The sequence below is a fragment of the Nonomuraea jiangxiensis genome (assembly GCF_900099965.1).
In the GTDB taxonomy this organism is placed as follows: Bacteria; Actinomycetota; Actinomycetes; order Streptosporangiales; family Streptosporangiaceae; genus Nonomuraea; species Nonomuraea jiangxiensis.
In genome coordinates, this window is sequence record NZ_FNDJ01000041.1 from 1 (window position 1) to 16,492 (window position 16,492).

Genomic DNA, 16,492 nt, shown 5'->3' on the forward strand with positions numbered 1-16,492 from the left:
CCGTGAAACCCTTGCGAGTCCCGCACCCGGCGGCGTTCATTTCGTTGTGCCTTAAGTCTTTCAGCCGTTCAAGTCTCTGTCAAATTGACTCGACTCGCACAACCTGCAGAAATTAAGTCGCGCCCCGTTTCCGGGACAACCCCTCAAACTTACCAGCCCATCCGAGTGCAGGCGCACGCCTCACCGGAGGGTGGAGTCTGGAGGTCGTCCCCGAGAGAGTCAGGCGATCTTCGCCCTCCTCGCGGGACTGCTGAACTCTATGTACGCCTCCCGGAACCGTCAAATCGATGGTTCACCCGCCGGCCACGGGTACGTAGGAGAGGTGCGTGATCAAGCCGTCCCCAGGGCGGTCATCATTCTGGTGGGCATAGCCGGCGCGGTCGTCGTCCTCTTCGGTATCCGGGAGGTCGCCTCGGTCGTCGGCCCATTGGTGCTGGCCTTGGTGCTCGTCATAGCCGTCGCCCCCGTGCGCCGCTGGCTGGACGGCAAGAACGCCCCCGTCTGGCTCCAGGTCACGGTGCCGTTCCTGATCGTCCTGCTGGTGCTGCTCGGCATGGCGGGCATCCTCACCATTTCGGCCACCGAGCTCGCATCGCTGCTGTCCACGTACGCCGGCGAGTTCCAGCGGCTCCTCGCCGACGCCCAAAGCTGGGCCATCACGCACGGCGTCAGCAACGAGGTGATCGACAAGGCGAGGCACTCGTTCGACCCGGACAGGATTCTGGGACTGGCGCAAAGTCTGCTCGGCAGTGTGATCGGCGTGCTTTCCGCGCTTTTCCTCGTAGTCGTGTTGTTGCTGGCGATGTGCCTCGACGCGCCGATGACCTCGAAAATCCTCGCCGACGGCGAGGGCAGCAGGCCGCAATTGGTGACCGCGCTCGCCGAGTTCGCGCACAGGACCAGGCGCTATCTCATCGTCTCCACCGTGTTCGGGCTGCTGAGCGCGATACTCGACGTCGTCGCCCTGTCGTTGCTGGACGTGCCGCTGCCGCTGCTCTGGGGCGTGCTCGCGCTCATCGCCAACTACATCCCCAACATCGGGTTCGTCATCAGCCTGTTGCCGCCCGCCCTGCTGGCGCTGCTGGCGGGCGGCGTGCAGACAATGGTGTTCGTCATTGCCGCGTATGTCGCCATCAATGTCGTCACCCAATCATTCATCCTGCCCAAGTTCCTGGGCGACGCCGTGGGATTTTCGACCACGATGACATTCATCTCGCTGCTTGTCTGGACTTTCGTGCTGGGGCCGCTGGGCGCCATTCTCGCCATTCCCCTGAGCCTGCTCACGCGGGCGTTGCTGGTGGACAGCGACCCGAGCGCCAAGTGGGCGCAGGCGCTGCTGTCAGGCAAGCTCACCGGCAGGTGAGACGAGGCGGTGCATCGGCACCCCGCTCAGCCGTTTGACGTCGTGAGAAAGGTGGGCCTGGTCGGCGTAGCCGGCCGTCACGGCCACCTCGGCCAGCGGCACGCCCGCGCGGGCCAGCCGCAGCGCGCGCTGGAACCGCACGATGCGCTGCAGGGTCTTGGGCGCGTAGCCGAACGAGGCCAGGCTGCGGCGTTGCAGCTGTCGCTCGCTGAGCCCCAGGTCCCAGGCCACCTCGCCGACCGAGCGGCCCTTTCTGAGCGCGGCGGCGATGGCGGGGGCGGCGGGGTCGACGCGAGCGGACCGGACCAGGAGCTCCCTGATCGGGGCGGGGATGGCGACCGGTGGGCTCGGCCCGTCGGCCGCCGGGAAAGGCGGCGCACCAGGTGAGCCGGCCGCCGCGAAAGGCGGGACGCCTGGTGGGTCGGCCACCGGGAAGGGCAGGGCGGCCAGCGGGACGCGCTGGTCGCGCAGCTCGTCCAGGGGGAGGCCGAAGAAGTCGCCCACCGCGCCGGGGCGGAAACGGATGCCGTCGAAGGTGTCGCCCGCCCTCATGGCGGTGGGCATCGGCCCCGTGTCGGGGCCCGCCACGAACGGGCCGTCGGGCCCCCAGATGAGGTCGACGCAGGCGTCGGGGACCACGAGCTGGGTGAAGTCCGCCTCGGCGACCTGGCGCCACACGCAGGCGACACGCCCGGCGAGGTCCCGCTCAGGAGGCAGCTCCACGTACATGCCTTCAACGTACGCGACCCCGCCGACAGAAACCGCGCCCGGGCGGCACCGCCTCAGGCGACCCTCAGGCCAGCCGCCCGTACGCGCGCAGGGTCTTGAGCCGTTGCACGGTGACGTATCCGCCCCATTCGTGCACCACCAGGGGCGTCCACATGAGCCAGTTGCCGTTCCAGCCGCCGTCGGCGGACTGGGCGGCGATCAGCGCGTCGAGGTGGGTGTCCAGGACGTCCTGCGTGAACAGCGGCAGCCGCAGCGGCTCGTACGCGAAGTCCAGCGGGAAGTGCGGCTCCCCCGGCTCGTCCGGATCGAGGGCCACGGTCGCCAGGATGCCTTCGCGCAGCCGGTCGAACTCCGCCTCCGCACGGCTCCGATCCGGCACCAGGTTCAGGAACGTCACCACCGCGCGGGCCTCGTACGGGCTGGTCTCCTTCAGCGCGGCGATCCGCGACCAGCAGAACTCCGTGGCGGTCGCCAGCCAGGGATGCTCGACGCCGTGCTTGTGCAGCAGCCCGGCGATCGACGCGGTGGGGATGAGGTTGCCCGGCGGGTCGTCGTCCGTCTCCCACCACGGCGCGCGGGGCGTGTCGCGGACGGACGGCAGCACGAACGGCACCCCGCCGTCCCCGGTGGTGACCCCCGCCAGGTAGTCGCAGGCGGCGGGCACCATCGGCGAGTCGAAGGCGTCGAGCTCGTCCAGGATCCAGAAGGCCACCTCCACCGGCTCCGGCTGGCTGCCCGGGCCGCGCAGGTCGGGTTCGAGCGCGTTGCCGAAGCCGCCGTCGGCGTTCTGGTAGCAACGCAGCGCGTCCAGCACCCGCTCGCGTGAGCCGTGCCCGAACAGCGCCTCGAATCGCAACCTGTCGATCAGCCTCCCGTGCAGGTGCAGATAGCTCGCGGCTCGGTCGAGGAGGTCCATGTGAGCGGGTTTCCTTCCGCGTGGGGTCGACGGGTCTCGCCCCGAAGCTATCCGCTTCCCGCGCCGTTCTCTTGTCGGAATCGGACACGTACGGAAGCGCCCGGCCGGCGCCTCCGCACAGTCCTCACCCGGCAGGTCACGGGGTGGCCAGCGCCTCCGTGGGGGACATCCGGGCGGCGCGTACCGCCGGGTAGAAACCCGCGACCCCGCCGATCGCGAGCGTGGCGAAGACGCCGCCGAGCATGGCCCAGACGGGCACGATCGTGGGCCAGCCCTGGAAGCCCGCGTACGCGGCGGTGACGCCGATGCCGAGCAGCACGCCGCCGACGCCTCCGATGGCCGACAGCAGCAGCGACTCCGCCAGGAACTGGGCGCGGACCTGCCCGCGCGTGGCCCCCAGCGAGCGGCGCAGGCCGATCTCCGCGCGGCGCTCCAGCACCGAGATGACCATCGTGTTGGCCACGCCCACGCCGCCGACCAGCAGTGCGACCCCGCCAAGGCCGAGCAGCAGCGCGTTGAGCGTGGCGTCGGTGGCCTGCTTGGCGGCCAGTACGTCCGACGGTCTGGACACCTCGACCTCGTTGGGCGTCTGCGGGTTGGCCGTGGCGGCGAGCACGTCGCGGACAGCGACCACCGACTCCTCCCGCGCCCTGGCGTAGATCGTGGTGGGATAGCCGTCGAAGTCCAGCCGTTCCTCCGCGACCGGCCAGCCGACCAGGGCGGCGGTGTCCACCTCGGGGGCCAGCGGCGCGGGGGCGAGCACGCCGACGACCGTGAACCACTGCCCGCCCAGCCAGACCCGCTGGTCCGGGCCCGCCTGGACGACGCCGAGCCGGTCGGCGGCCTTGGCGCCGAGCACGGTGGCGGGGTAGCGGTGGGTGGCCTCGTTCAGCCAGGCGCCGCCGGCGAGGGTGGCACCGACGTCCCGGAGCAGGTCGAGGCGGGCGGCGGTGACGGAGATGCTGCCCGTCTCCGCGTCGGGGACGTGGTCGTTGCGGTAGACCTTGGCCGGCGTCGTACCGGTCGCGGTGACGGAGGTGACGGGGCCGATCCGGGCGATCATGCCCTCCGCCTCGGCGGGCAGGTGCGACTCCTCGCCGAACAGGGTCCGGCCCGGTGACACGGTCAGCAGGTTCGTGCCGAGCGCCGCGAGCTGCCGGTTGAGGTCCTCCTGGCTGGAGGCGGAGATGCCGACGACGCCGAGCATGGCGGCGATGCCGATGGCGATGCCGAGCGCCGACAGGAACACCCGCAGCGGCCTGGCCCGCAGCCCCGCCCCGCCGACCCGGACCACGTCACGGGGGCGCATCCGGGCGGGCACGAGAACGGTCATGTCCGCACTCCGTCCGGGAGCCCGCCGAGCGCCTCGGGTAGCTTCCCACCGAACGCCTCCGGCGCCTGCCGGTTGCCAAGCTCGGGAGCCTGCCCACCATCCGCCTCCGGCGCCTCCGGCGCCTGCCGGTTGCCAAGCTCCGGCGCCTGCCCACCATCCGCCTCCGGCAGGATGCGGCCGTCGAGCATCTCGATTTGTCTGGGGAGGGCGGCGGCGATGTCGCGGTCGTGGGTGATGATGACCACGGTCGTGCCCGCCGCGTGCAGCTCGCGTAGCAGCTCCATCACCCCGGCCCCCGAGCGGGAGTCCAGGTTCCCGGTCGGCTCGTCGGCCAGCAGAAGCCGGGGGTCGCCGACCACGGCGCGGGCGATGGCCACCCGCTGCCGCTCGCCCCCGGACAGCTCGTGCGGGCGGTGGCCGACCCGGTGCCCGAGCCCCACCCGCTCCAAGGCCTCGTACGCGCGCAGCCGCCGCTCCCGCAGGGACGGGCCCGCGTACAGCAGCCCGTCGGCCACGTTGTCCAGCGCGGGCACGCCGGCGGCCAGGTGGAACTGCTGGAAGACGAAGCCGATGACGTTCGCGCGCAGGGCGGAGAGCTGCCGGTCGGTCAGCGAGAGCACGTCGTGCCCCGCGATGCGCACGGTCCCGGCGGAGGGACGGTCGAGGGTGCCGATCATGTTGAGCATGGTCGACTTGCCCGAGCCGGACGGGCCCACGATGCCGACGAGCTCGCCCTGGCCGATGCCCATCGAGACCCCGCGCAGCGCCTCGACCTCGCCGTACCGCTTGCTCACGTCCCACAGTTCGACGATCACTTCGGCACCGCCACGGTCATGCCCTCCTCGACGCCGGTGACCTCGACCTGGCCGTCGGCGAACATGCCGGTCCCGACCGGTACGTAGCGGGTGGCCGAGCCCTCCACGACCTGCACGCCGTAGCCGCCCTCGGCCAGCGCCAGCAGCGCCCCGACGGGCACGGCCAGCACGTTCTCGCGCTGGTCGGAGACGATCGTGACCTCCACGGGCGCGGCGTCGAACGCCTTCTTCAGCCCGCTCACCGACACCTTGACCTCGACGGTGGTGGTGGTCTCGTTGCCGTTGCCGGTCTCGGTGGCGACCTTGCCGACGCCGGCGACCTTGCCGTCCACCGTGCTGCCGTCGGGCAGCTCGACGGTGGCCTTCATACCCTTCCTGACCAGGTGCTCGTCGGCCACGTCCAGGTTGACGAGCACCTCCCGGGTGGTGCCGGTGGCAGTGAGTACGGGCCCGCTCGCGCTGTCGCCCAGGGCCTTCCTCAGCTCGGCGACCCGGATCCGGCCGGCCGCGATCACGACGTCACCCGGCTGGACCCGGCCGGTCACCTCGTGCCCGAGGTCCTCCTGCCACTCCTCGACCGCCTCCCTCGTGGCCCAGGTGAACCGGTTGTCCACCTCGAAACCGCCGTAGCCGAGCCGGTCCAGGTTGCGTTCGAGCTCCTCGACGTCCCGCCCCTCGACCCCGTCCTCCAGGGCGCGGTAGAGGGGGACGGTGCCGTACAGGAGGGGGCGGCGGTCGGCGTCCACGCTGTAGACGCCGTGGCCCCTGGTGATCGTGGAGCCTTCGCCGGGCAGCCAGGTGATCGTGCCCTGGGTTTTTCCGCTGACGGTGATGGGGTCGCCGTAGCCGAGGGTGCCGTCCACGGTCTTGGTCTCGGTGAGCGTGGTGCGGGTCACCTTCGCGGTGGCCGGGGGTGTGCGGGTGACGACGGCCGTACCCGTACCGTTGCCGCCGAAGCCGATGGCGGCGGCCGCGACGGCGGCGGCGAGCAGCGCGGCGCCGCCCGTCCACGCGAGCACCCGCAGCCTGCTCCGGCGGCGGGGCGGCGAGGGCCGGCGCAGGTTCCGCTCCGTGGGTTCCCTCACCTGCGTCACCCGGCCGCTCCCTTCCCGGGGAGGCTCTTGTTGCAGGCTTCGAGCGCCTGCCGGAACTTGGGGTCGTCGCGCTTGACGGCGCCCGCCGTGCCGCTGGGGAAGGTGCCGTCGGGGTTGGGGTCGGGCAGGTTCACGCCGTGCTCACGCATGCACTGGGAGAGCCGGCGGAGCACGTCGACGTCCTGCGGCGAGGGGTTTCGGATCTTCGACGGCGCGTAGTCGCGGCAGGCCTCGGTGGCCGTCTGGAGGGCCTTCTTGTCGACGGTCCCGTCGAGCGTCTTCAGGCCGCCGCCCCCGTCGGGGTCGGGGTCCTCCATGGCGATGCCGTGCTCGCGCATGCACTGGGCGAACTTCCTGCCCCGTTCCTGCGGGTCGGTCGTGGCGGAGGGCGAGGAGCCGGTGGAGGGCTTGGCGGAGGACCCGGCGGCCACGGATGCGACCCCCGTGCCGCCCTGCTGGCCGCCGCAGCCTGCCACGGCGAGCGCGGCCATCAGGGCCGCGGCGAAATGTGTCCTTCTCATGCCCCCGAATGTGGCGATCGCGCCTCAACGCGCGCTGGGAGCCGCCTGGGAGTCAGGTAGGAACACCCGGAAAGTCGCGCCCCGGTCCGGGGCGGTGTCCACCTCGACGCGGCCGCCGTGCGCGCGGACGATGGCCGAGACGATGGCCAGGCCCAGCCCGGCGCCGCCGTCGGCCCTGGATCGGCCCTGGCCGACCCGGTAAAGCCGGTCGAACAGGCGCGGCACGTGCTCGGGCGGCACTCCCGGCCCGGTGTCGGCCACCTCCAGCACCCCCATGCCGTCCGACCTGCCGACCCGCACGGTGACGGCGGCCTCGGGCGGCGTGTGGCTGAGCGCGTTGCCGACGAGGTTGGCGGCCACCTGGCGCAGCCGGGCCTCGTCGCCCACGATCGTGACGGGCGCGAGCCGGTCCCCCAGGCCGGTGAGCTTGACCTGCCGCTCCGGCACCCGTACGCGGGCGTCGCGGATCGTGTCGGCCGCCACTTCCAGCAGATCGACGAGATGGCGGTCGAGCGGGCGTTCCTCGTCGAGCTGGGCCAGCGTGAGCAGGTCGTTGACGAGCACGCCCATCCTGGCCGCCTCGTCCTCGATCCTGCGCATCGCCTCGTCGGTGTCGCCGCCTCCCCTGCGGTGCAGCTCGGCGAAGCCGCGGACGGACGTGAGCGGCGTGCGCAGCTCGTGGGAGGCGTCGGCGAGGAACCGCCGCATCCGAGCCTCCGACTCGGTCCTGGCGGCGATCTCGGCTTGGAGGCGGTCGAGCATGACGTTCATGGCTCCGGCCAGGCGGCCGGGCTCGGTGTGCGGGTCGGAGACGTGGACCCGGCGGGCGAAGTCGCCGCGGGCGATGCGTCCCGCCGTGGCCTCCATCCGGGTGAGGGGGCGCAGGCCGAGGCGCACCACGGCCGCGGCGGCCAGGCCGAGCAGGAGCAGTACGAACACGCTGACGGCGACCGCGACCGCGACGGCCGACGTCTGGGTCTGCTCCACCTCGGCCAGCGACTGGGCGACCACGACGGCGCCGCCGTCCGGCCTCGCGGCGGCGCGGACCCTCCAGGAGGACCCCGTGGTGCCCGGGACGGTGTAGGGGGCGTCCGTCCTGATCTCGTCGATGACGGGGGCGGGCTGGGCGGGGTCGGCGTAGGGCTGGCCGCTCACCTTGCCGTCCGCGCCGTAGATCATGATGCGCTGCACGGCCGCGGCCCGCTTCTTCAGCAGTTCGTTGAGCTCGTTGCTGGTGCCGGCCTTCGGCGGGAGCACCGAGAAGCCCTTGAGGCCGCCGGCGACCTTGGCGATGACCTGGAGCTGCTGGTCCACCCGGGCCAGCATGTTGTCGCGCAGCATCATGACGCCGATCACGTTGGACAGCACGAGCGCGAGCGTGGTCAGCCCGAGGATGGCCATGACCAGCCGGGTGCGCAGGGTCCAGGTGGCGGGCCTCACCGCGGGGTCCTCAGCGTGTAGCCGACGCCGCGTACGGTGTGGATGAGCTGGGGACCGAACTTGTCGATCTTCTTGCGCAGGTAGTAGACGTACGACTCGACGATGCTGGAGTCGCCGTCGAAGTCGTAGCGCCAGACGCTGTCGAGGATCTGGGCCTTGCTCACCACCCGACCGGCGTTCGTCAGCAGGTATTCCAGCAGGTTGAACTCGGTGGGCGACAGGTCGACCGGCACGCCGGCCCTGCGCACCTCGTGGGCCTGCGCGTCGAGCTCCAGATCCGCGTACGCCAGGACGTCGCGCTGCGGCTCGGCGCGGCTGCGCCGCAGGATGGCGCGGATGCGCAGCACCACCTCCTCCAGGCTGAACGGCTTGGCCACGTAGTCGTCGGCGCCCAGCGTGAGGCCCCGCACGCGGTCCTCGACCCGGTCGCGGGCGGTGAGGAACAGCACCGGGACGCGCTCCCCGAGCCGCCGGGCCACCTCGAACCCGTCGAAGTCCTCCAGCATGACGTCGAGCACCACGATGTCGGGGTTGAACTCCCTGGCGGCGCTCACCGCCTCCGCGCCCGTCTCCGCGGTCCTGACCTCGAAGGAGACCAGCCGCAACGTCTGGGATAGCAGGGCGCGGATGTTCGGCTCGTCGTCCACGACGAGCACCCTGGCCGGTCGGTCCATGCTCCAAGGTCTACCCGAGCCAGCTCAATGCCGGCTCAAAGCGTTTATTGCGTTGCCGGGCCGGACCGCCCCTGCCTACAGTGGCCGGCATGACTTCCATGTTCGCCTGCCCGATGTTCATCCGCATCCGCCACGGCCGGGCTCTGGCCCGCTAGCGGACGCGTTCCTTCGAGGCTGAGCGTCCGCACGCGCGCCCAGGGCCCTTCGAGACCTGTCGATCTCGAGGACCCGAAAGGGCAGTGCTGTGGCGCAGAATTTCGCGCACGGAAACTATTCACACACCCAGAAACAGGCCAGGAACAGCGGCGGCCGCACGCCCAGGGACATGGCGCGGCGCACGTTGTCGCAGAACTTCCTGGTCGACAGGCATGCCGTCGACCTGGTGGTCAAGGCCGCCGCACCGGAAGGGCTCGTACTGGAGCCCGGCTCGGGCACGGGCGTGCTCACCTCGGCCCTGGCCGCGGCGGGCGCGCAGGTCGTCGGCTACGAGATAGATCCGCGGCTCGCGGGCCGGCTGGCCGCGCGCAGCCACGGTGACTCCCGGATCGAGGTGGTCAGGGGTGACTTCACGAACGCGCGGGCGCCGCGCGAGCCGTTCGCGGTCGTGGGCAACATCCCGTACTCGATCACCTCGCGGATCGTGGACTGGTGCCTGCGGGCGCCGGCCCTGACCTCGGCCACGCTGCTCACGCAGCGGGAGTACGCCCGCAAGCGCACGGGCGACTACGGCCGCTGGAGCCTGGTCACGGTGGAGTCGTGGCCGTGGTTCAGCTGGCGGCTCGGCGACACGATCGGCCGGGAGAGCTTCCGTCCCGTGCCGGCGGTCGACTCGGCGATCCTGCGCATCCAGCGCAGGCCGGAGCCGCTGGTGCACGGTGGTCACTCCTACCGGGAGCTGGTCGAGCTGGGCTTCGGCGGGGTGGGCGGCTCGGTGCGCGCGTCGCTGAAGACCCGCTACGAGGGGGTGGACGCCGCGCTGGCGGCCGCCGGCGTCGCCCGCGACACCGTCGTGGGATATGTCCACCCCGACCAGTGGATCACCTTGTGGGAGCGCCTATGCCGTTGACCTGACCCTGGCCGGCCCTCTGGGGCCGGCCGCGGAGGCCGGTCCTGGGGCCGCGGCGGCTGTGCGCCGGCCCCAGGGCATGGCCAGCGCCAGGATCGGCAGCAGCACGATCGAGGCGCGCGACCAGTAGGAGTGCAGCATCCACCACGTGTTGGTGTCGAACTGCGTCATGTAGAGGTAACCGTAGGCGGCCCAGGCGGACGCGGCGAGGATGGCCGGCCAGGCGAACCTGGTGGGCCTGGCGATCAGGAACGGCATGAACCACAGCAGGTATTGAGCGCCCAGCCGGGGCGTCATGACCATGAAGACGAGCAGGATGGCCGTGGTGAGGTCGACCGGGTCGGCACGCCGCCAGTAGAGCACGACGGCCACGACGCTGACGTAGATCAGGTTGGTGCCGAACGACGCCAGGTCCGCGCGCAGGGCCCAGTCTCCGCCGGTGAACCAGGGGGTCCAGCCGTATTCGCCGACGATCGGCCGGATGTCCTGGATGGTGTGGATGACCTGGGGGATCTGGTCGAGTCTCGTGCCCGCGAAGATCGGCAACGTGACCAGGAAGAACAGCGGCACCACCCCGGTGGTGAACAGGGCGGCCACCCGGGCGCGCAGGTTGGGCAGGAGCAGCAGCATCCCGGGGATCAGCCAGATCGGCCAGCTCTTCGCGCACAACGCCAGGCCCATCAGCACGCCCGCGAGCGCGCCCCGCCTGAGGTCGCCCCGGTCGTCGGGGCCGGGCAGCAGGGCCCGGTGCAGCATCCCGCCGCGGCCGAGCACCCGCCGGACCGATTCGCGGGCACCGTATGCCGCCACGCCCCTGCGCAGCCTGCCCACCACGTCGGTGGTGATGCCGGGCCGGTCGGGCGCGCCGGGGCCCCTGGCGACCACGAAGGCGGCCACCCCGAACACGAGCGCGACCGGCTCGACCTGCCCGTGGACGGAGGCGATGAGCAGGGCGATGGGGTTGAGCGCGTACTGGAGGGCGCGCAGTGACGCCCTGGGCCCGCCGGCCAGCTTGGCCACCAGCGGGATCAGCACGATGTCGGCGACCACGGTGACCAGGCGGCCGGCGTATTCCCACGGGATGCCGAGCCACAGCAGGATGCCGTAGACGTAGGGGATGGTCGGCAGGAAGTGCCAGCCGCCCTCGCTGGCCAGCACGGGGTCCTGGCCCCTGAGCACGGCCTCGCCCGCGGGTTTGAAGCTTTCCACGAAGTCGACGGGTTGCCACGTGTCGATGGCCGACGTATACATGATCAGGACGCGGACCGCGACGCCCACGAGGATCGCGACGAGGAGCGGAGGCCGCCAGTCGCGCCATTGCGCGACAAGGGCGAGCACGACACCGGCGACGAGGACTATCCCCGTGAGAACTGCGTAATCCATGGCGGCCTCTAGCCTGCCGTACCTGAAGAGCTGCTGCCACCTGGGCTTCCCATTCTTATCCCCGACATGCCGCCACGTATGGCACTAGAACGTCACGGTCTGTGTTCAACTTTTTCCATGGGGGGATCGCAGGTCAACCGGTCACTGGTCAGGCTCTACTTCGAGGTCGGTGAGGCATCACGCGACCCGGTGGCGACCTGGGCGAAACTCACAGCCAACTCTCAGGAATATCGCCGCGCGCGAGGTGAGCGCCGGGTTCCGCTGGACGACATGACGGCGGCCGAGCTGGCCGCGGGAGCGATCGCGCACACCGTCGCCCGGCATGGGGCCGACCGGGTGGCGGCGCTGGCGACCACGCCGCTGGCGCGACTGGTCGGCGAGCTCGGCGGCGCGGTGCTGACCGAGCATCCGTGCGCGCCCGAGCAGGTGCTGGGGCCGCGGTTCGCCGGTCCGGGGGCCGAGGACTGGGCGCGGGCGGCCTATGTGCTGCTGTGGGGTGAGAACAACCGGCTGGCACGCACGGCGGACACGCCCTGGGTGATCGCCGGGCGGTACAAGGGCCAGAAGGTGGTCGCGATCGGCACGCACCCGACGCGGCTGTCGGACGAGACGCTGGTGGTGCGGCCGGGCACGGACGGGGCCCTCGCCATGGCCATGGGGCACGTGCTGCTGAAGGAGTTCTTCCTGGACCGCACGCCGTTCGCCGGGCACGCCGCGGAGCGTACCGACCTGCCGTTCCTGGTGCGGTTGCGGGCCCGTGAGGGGGCCTTCGTGCCGGGCGGGCTGCTGGGGCGTGCGTCCGAGCGGCTGAGTGTGTACGGCGGGGAGGCGGTGGAGGTGCTGCTGCCGCGCTTCGACGACGGGCCGGGGGTGCTGCGCCGGGGGGTGCCGGTGCTGCGCGAGGGCGACGACCTGGTGACGACCGTGTTCGACCTGCTGCTGGCCGTGTACGGGGTGGCGCGGCCGGGACTGCCGGGGGTGTGGCCCGAGGGATATGAGGATCGGCGCGAGCCGTACACGCCGGCCTGGCAGGAGTCCTGCACCGGGGTGCCCGCGTCGCGCACGTTGAAGACCGCGCGGGAGCTCGGGGTGACGGCCGAGAAGACCGGCGGGCGGTGCATGATCGTGCCGGGGCGGCTGGAGACGGCGCACGCCGACACCGCCTATCGGGCGATGCTGGCGCTGCTGGTGCTCACCGGGTGCGGCAGCGGCTGGGCGCAGGCGGGCGGTGCGGGGGTTCCGCTGGTGCCGTACCTGTGCCTGCATGCCTGTGGCGAGGACCGGTCGGACGTGGGCGCGCTGAGCTGGGCACTGGCGGAGGGCCTGTTCGCGCGCAGGACGTCGCGCTCGGTGCTGCTGGAGGCGGTGCGCGACGGCTGGCCGATGGCGCCCGCGCCGCGCGTGCTCGCCCTGCCGCGGCCGATCTACCCGCTGCCGCCCGACGTGGACCTGCTCATCGGGCCCGACGAGCAGTGCGACCTGTCCTCGCCGGACCCCGAGCTGCTGGCCGAGGCCGTGACGCGGCTGTCCGGCCGGACGGCGCCGGTGGAGCCCGGCGCCGCGCCGGTGGACGGGCGGATGCGGCTGCTGGTGGACCACGCCTGGATGCACGAGTACGGCGAGGCCCTGCCGACCTACCGCCCGCCCGGGCTGGGCCTGCCGCTCAAGCCCACCCAGCTGGTCCGCGTCACGTGAGCCCGTTCAGGTACGCCCGGTGCCTGCCGGAGAACTCGAACCCGTTGTACCGGTCCCAGTTGATCGACCAGGTCATCAGGCCGCGCAGGTTCGGGTAGACGCCGCGTGGCCGGTAGGTGCCGCAGTTGGTCCCCCTGGCCAGGCAGTCGAACGCCTTCTGCACCTCCGCGACGGTGGTGAACCCGTTGCCCGCGTTCGGCGAGGCGGGCAGGCCGATCGCCACCTGGTCCTGGCGCAGCGCGGGGAACACGTTGGCCGGGTTGCCCATGATCGGGAAGCCGGCGAGCAGCATGTCGGTCATGGCCACGTGGAAGTCGTGCCCGCCCATCGTGTGGTACTGGCCGTCCAGCCCCATGATCGGCCCCGAGTTGTAGTCCTGGACGTGGAGCAGGGTGAGGTCGTTGCGCAGGGCGTGGATGACCGGCAGGTACGACGCGCTCCGGCTGTCGGCTGCCCCGTTCGGCCCCGGGCCGTAGAACTGGTAGCCGAGCTGGACGAAGAACGTCTCCGGGGCCATGGTCAGCACGAACCTCGCGCCGTAGCGGCTCTTGAGCGTCCGCAGGGCCGAGATCAGGTTGACGATGACCGGGGTGGTGGGGTTGGCGAGGTTGGTGTCGCCCGGGTTGAGGTAGAGGGAGTGGCCCTCGAAGTCGATGTCGAGGCCGTCGAGTCCATATCTGTCGATGATCGCGGCGACCGACTGGACGAACCGGTCGCGTGCCGCCGTGGTCGTGAGCTGCACCTGCCCGTTCTGGCCACCGATCGAGATCAGCACCTTCTTGCCCTGGGCCTGCTTGGCCCTGATGGCGGCGATGAAGTCGGCCTCGGGCTCGACGTTGGGGCACTCGGCGGCCGGGCACTGGCGGAAGCGGATGTCGCCGGAGGTGACCGAGGTGGGCTCACCGAAGGCGAGGTTGATGACGTCCCACTCGTTCGGCACGTCGCTCATCCTGATGTATCCGGATCCGTTGGCGAACGACGCGTGCAGGTAGCCGACCATGACCCGCTTGGGCAGGCCGTTTCCTCCGCCGCTCCCGGTGGTCGTGGTGCCGGTCGCCTCGGCGGAGTAGGCCGAGCAGTTGCCCGCGGCGTCGCAGGCGCGGACCCGGAAGCGGTACGTGGTGGCCGCGTTCAGGCCGGTCGCCTGGTGGCTCGTCCCGGTGACAGTGGCCGGGGTGCCGCCGTCGCGGGAGACCTCGTAGCGGGCCACGCCCACGTTGTCGGTGGCCGCCGACCAGGTCACGGTGAGGCTCGACGAGGTGGCGCCGCCCACCGACACGTTGCCGGGCACCGTGGGGGCCTGCGTGTCGGGGGTGCCTCCGCCGCCGGCCGGGCCGTCGAGCACGACGTCGTCGGCCAGGTAGGCGCCCTGGCCGTACCAGCCGTTGAGGTGGATGGTCACGGACGTGGTCGAGGCGCCCGTGGTGAACGAGGTGCGCAGCTGGCTCCACGCCGGGCCGGGCGAGCCCCAGGTCTGGGGGTCGGTGCCGCCGGTGCCGGTGGCGCCGAGGAAGACGTAGTTCCCCTGCGCCCAGGCCGACAGCGTGTACGACGACGACGGACGGACGCTGATCCGCTGCTCGCAGCGGGCCAGGTCGCTGCCCTGCGGGGTGGCCCGCAGGGCCCGGGTGCCGCCGTGCACGGGCGACGACACGACCGTGGCGCCGGAGCTCGCCGAGCAGGTCCAGCCGGTCAGGCCATCCTCAAAACCAGGATTTGTCGTGATATTGGCGGCGTAAGCCGGGGCGGCGGTCAGGCCGAGCACGAGCAGCACCCCGGCCATGACGCTGAGCAGGACCCTCATCCGGTGAACCCCTTGAAGATGTTCGTGAACTCGTAGCTCGACTGGGAGATCCCGCTGCAGGTCGGGGAGACCCGCCCGTCAGGGCAGCCGCCGTTGTCACGGGCGACCGACCAGAAGCCGACGAACCCGATGTGGTTGGCGTTGGCCCAGTTGAGCAGCTTGCGGGCGTCGGCCTGGGTGGTGGTCATGCCGGTGTCGTTCTTGCCGATCATGGGGGTGACGCCGAGCATCCGCCTGAGCTGCGCGTCGGACCTGCCCGGCCAGACGCCACGCAGCTGGCCCAGCGTGGCCTGTGCGGCGGCGATCATGGCATCGCCCCAGTTGCCGGTGTGGCCGAAGTTCATCAGCATGGGGTTGACGATCACCTCCAGGCCCTTGGCGGCGGCGTCCCGCAGGATCTGCAGCGAGAACGGGTCCACGCCGTAGTCCTGGCCCTGCACCCGCAGCGTGTAGCTGATCACCGTGCCGCGCTCGTTCTGGAGCTGCTTGAGCGCGGTGTTGACCTTGTTCGCGTCGATCGACGCCTCGACGTCCACGTCCAGGTGATTGGTGCCGACGGTGTCCAGCACCTTCTTGTACGCGGCCAGCAGCGCGGCCGGGGTGGCGCACGCGTGCTCCAGGTAAGGCCCCATGGCCCCGCCGCTGGCCACGACCACCTGGCCGCCCCTGGCCTGCAGCGCCTTGATGTCGTTGACGATGCGCGCGTCGTTGATCGGGATGGTGCCGCCCCAGGCGGGGTTGCAGCCCGAGCTGTCGCCGAGCGCGAAGGCCAGCGTGTAGTTCCGCACGCCGGTCGCGGTGGCCGCGCTGACCAGGGACGGCGTGGGCATGGTGATGTCGATGTAGGGGGCGTACCTGATGTCGCCCGCGGGCGGGGTGGTCTCGTCGCCGGTGCGGCCGGTGACCGGGGAGGAATAGGCGGAGCAGTTGCCGACGGCGTCACAGGCCCTGACGCGGAAGCCGTAGGCGGTGTCCGGGCTGAGGCCGGTGGCGGTGTGGCTGGTCGAGGTGGTGGTCGCGGGGGCGCCGTTGTCCCTGGACACCTCGTAGCGGGCCACGCCCACGTTGTCGGTGGCCGCCGACCAGGTCACGGTGAGGCTCGACGAGGTGGCGCCGCCCACCGACACGTTGCCGGGCACCGTGGGGGCCTGCGTGTCGGGGGTGCCGCCGGGGCCGTCGAGGACCACGTCGTCGGCCAGGTAGGCGCCCTGGCCGTACCAGCCGTTGAGGTGGATCGTCACCGAGGTGGCCGAGGCGCCCGTGGTGAAGGAGGTGCGGAGCTCTCCCCACTGGCCGCCGGGCGCGGCCCACGTGCTGGCGTTGACGCCGGTGCCGGTGGCGCCGAGGAAGACGTAGTTCCCCTGTGCCCAGGCCGACAGCTGGTACGTGGTGCTCGGCCGGACGGTGACGGTCTGCTGGCATCTGGCGAGGTCGTTGCCCTGCGGGGTGGCCCGCAGGGCCCGGGTGCCGCCGTGCACGGGGGACGAGACGGCCGCGGCGCCGGAGTCCGCCGAGCAGGTCCAGCCGCTCAGGCCGTTCTCGAAGCCGGGGTTCGTCGCGATGTTGGCTGCTTGGGCCGGGGTGGCGTGGAGGGCGATCAGTCCTGCGGCGAGTGCGACCGCCGGGCCTCGGAGTTTCATGGGGGTTCCTCCATGCGGC

Annotated in this window: 14 protein-coding genes; 3 read left to right on the forward strand and 11 right to left on the reverse strand. The window is 71.7% G+C overall.

Annotation, left to right across the window (positions count from 1 at the left end; all coding sequences use genetic code 11):
* Nucleotides 1–322: 322 nt before the first annotated feature.
* Nucleotides 323–1,363, forward strand: coding sequence for an AI-2E family transporter (locus BLS95_RS49230; RefSeq protein ID WP_245765748.1), 1,041 nt, complete (start codon nt 323–325; stop codon nt 1,361–1,363).
* Here the strand turns inward: BLS95_RS49230 and BLS95_RS49235 are convergent.
* The 8 genes from BLS95_RS49235 to BLS95_RS49270 all read right to left on the reverse strand — a co-directional run bounded on the left by BLS95_RS49235 (nt 1,340) and on the right by BLS95_RS49270 (nt 8,885).
* Nucleotides 1,340–2,092, reverse strand: coding sequence for a helix-turn-helix transcriptional regulator (locus BLS95_RS49235; protein ID WP_090946540.1), 753 nt, complete (start codon nt 2,090–2,092; stop codon nt 1,340–1,342). The genes BLS95_RS49230 and BLS95_RS49235 overlap by 24 nt on opposite strands.
* A 64-nt stretch (nt 2,093–2,156) precedes the next feature.
* Complete coding sequence (locus tag BLS95_RS49240; RefSeq protein WP_090946541.1) at nt 2,157–3,008, reverse strand: hypothetical protein; 852 nt, start codon at nt 3,006–3,008, stop codon at nt 2,157–2,159.
* A 136-nt stretch (nt 3,009–3,144) separates the two neighbouring features.
* Nucleotides 3,145–4,341 (reverse strand): ABC transporter permease, encoded by a 1,197-nt coding sequence (locus tag BLS95_RS49245; RefSeq protein ID WP_090946542.1) that lies wholly within the window; start codon nt 4,339–4,341, stop codon nt 3,145–3,147.
* A complete protein-coding gene (locus BLS95_RS49250) occupies nt 4,338–5,156 on the reverse strand; it encodes an ABC transporter ATP-binding protein (protein ID WP_425434800.1) in 819 nt (272 codons plus the stop codon). The genes BLS95_RS49245 and BLS95_RS49250 overlap by 4 nt, the downstream gene beginning before the upstream one ends.
* On the reverse strand, nt 5,153–6,250 hold the full coding sequence (locus tag BLS95_RS49255; protein WP_218136388.1) for a peptidoglycan-binding domain-containing protein: 1,098 nt from the start codon (nt 6,248–6,250) through the stop codon (nt 5,153–5,155). The genes BLS95_RS49250 and BLS95_RS49255 overlap by 4 nt, the downstream gene beginning before the upstream one ends.
* Nucleotides 6,247–6,771, reverse strand: coding sequence for a hypothetical protein (locus BLS95_RS49260; RefSeq protein ID WP_143044233.1), 525 nt, complete (start codon nt 6,769–6,771; stop codon nt 6,247–6,249). The genes BLS95_RS49255 and BLS95_RS49260 overlap by 4 nt, the downstream gene beginning before the upstream one ends.
* 24 nt (nt 6,772–6,795) lie before the next feature.
* Complete coding sequence (locus tag BLS95_RS49265; RefSeq protein ID WP_218136389.1) at nt 6,796–8,211, reverse strand: sensor histidine kinase; 1,416 nt, start codon at nt 8,209–8,211, stop codon at nt 6,796–6,798.
* Nucleotides 8,208–8,885, reverse strand: a complete 678-nt coding sequence (locus BLS95_RS49270; protein WP_090946544.1) for a response regulator transcription factor — start codon at nt 8,883–8,885, stop codon at nt 8,208–8,210. Before BLS95_RS49270 ends, BLS95_RS49265 begins: the two co-directional genes overlap by 4 nt.
* A gap of 325 nt (nt 8,886–9,210) precedes the next feature.
* Here BLS95_RS49270 and erm point away from each other — a divergent pair, with 325 nt between their 5' ends.
* A complete protein-coding gene (gene erm, locus BLS95_RS49275) occupies nt 9,211–9,951 on the forward strand; it encodes an ErmE/ErmH/ErmO/ErmR family 23S rRNA (adenine(2058)-N(6))-methyltransferase (protein WP_176993826.1) in 741 nt (246 codons plus the stop codon).
* On the opposite strand, the gene BLS95_RS49280 is transcribed toward erm, so the two are convergent.
* Entirely contained in the window at nt 9,940–11,334 is a 1,395-nt protein-coding gene (locus BLS95_RS49280; protein WP_090946546.1) for a hypothetical protein, read from the reverse strand. The two genes, erm and BLS95_RS49280, sit on opposite strands and share 12 nt — an antisense overlap.
* A 117-nt stretch (nt 11,335–11,451) precedes the next feature.
* On the opposite strand from BLS95_RS49280, the gene BLS95_RS49285 reads away from it, so the two are divergent.
* Nucleotides 11,452–13,029 carry a molybdopterin-dependent oxidoreductase gene (locus BLS95_RS49285; RefSeq protein ID WP_176993822.1) on the forward strand — a complete coding sequence of 526 codons (1,578 nt, stop codon included), beginning with the start codon at nt 11,452–11,454 and terminating at the stop codon, nt 13,027–13,029.
* On the opposite strand, the gene BLS95_RS49290 is transcribed toward BLS95_RS49285, so the two are convergent.
* Together BLS95_RS49290 and BLS95_RS49295 are read right to left on the reverse strand one after the other, a co-directional pair.
* Entirely contained in the window at nt 13,022–14,833 is a 1,812-nt protein-coding gene (locus BLS95_RS49290) for a chitinase (RefSeq protein WP_090946548.1), read from the reverse strand. The two genes, BLS95_RS49285 and BLS95_RS49290, sit on opposite strands and share 8 nt — an antisense overlap.
* Complete coding sequence (locus tag BLS95_RS49295) at nt 14,830–16,473, reverse strand: carbohydrate binding domain-containing protein (RefSeq protein ID WP_143044234.1); 1,644 nt, start codon at nt 16,471–16,473, stop codon at nt 14,830–14,832. The genes BLS95_RS49290 and BLS95_RS49295 overlap by 4 nt, the downstream gene beginning before the upstream one ends.
* Between the last annotated feature and the right edge of the window lie 19 nt (nt 16,474–16,492).

Coding starts and splice junctions, on each gene's coding strand:
- erm (WP_176993826.1), top strand. CDS start 9,211: ATGGCGCGGCGCACGTTGTCGCAGAACTTCCTGGTCGACAGGCATGCC.
- BLS95_RS49290 (WP_090946548.1), bottom strand. CDS start 14,833: ATGAGGGTCCTGCTCAGCGTCATGGCCGGGGTGCTGCTCGTGCTCGGC.
- BLS95_RS49295 (WP_143044234.1), bottom strand. CDS start 16,473: ATGAAACTCCGAGGCCCGGCGGTCGCACTCGCCGCAGGACTGATCGCC.
- BLS95_RS49235 (WP_090946540.1), bottom strand. CDS start 2,092: ATGTACGTGGAGCTGCCTCCTGAGCGGGACCTCGCCGGGCGTGTCGCC.
- BLS95_RS49260 (WP_143044233.1), bottom strand. CDS start 6,771: ATGAGAAGGACACATTTCGCCGCGGCCCTGATGGCCGCGCTCGCCGTG.
- BLS95_RS49245 (WP_090946542.1), bottom strand. CDS start 4,341: ATGACCGTTCTCGTGCCCGCCCGGATGCGCCCCCGTGACGTGGTCCGG.
- BLS95_RS49270 (WP_090946544.1), bottom strand. CDS start 8,885: ATGGACCGACCGGCCAGGGTGCTCGTCGTGGACGACGAGCCGAACATC.
- BLS95_RS49280 (WP_090946546.1), bottom strand. CDS start 11,334: ATGGATTACGCAGTTCTCACGGGGATAGTCCTCGTCGCCGGTGTCGTG.
- BLS95_RS49240 (WP_090946541.1), bottom strand. CDS start 3,008: ATGGACCTCCTCGACCGAGCCGCGAGCTATCTGCACCTGCACGGGAGG.
- BLS95_RS49285 (WP_176993822.1), top strand. CDS start 11,452: ATGGGGGGATCGCAGGTCAACCGGTCACTGGTCAGGCTCTACTTCGAG.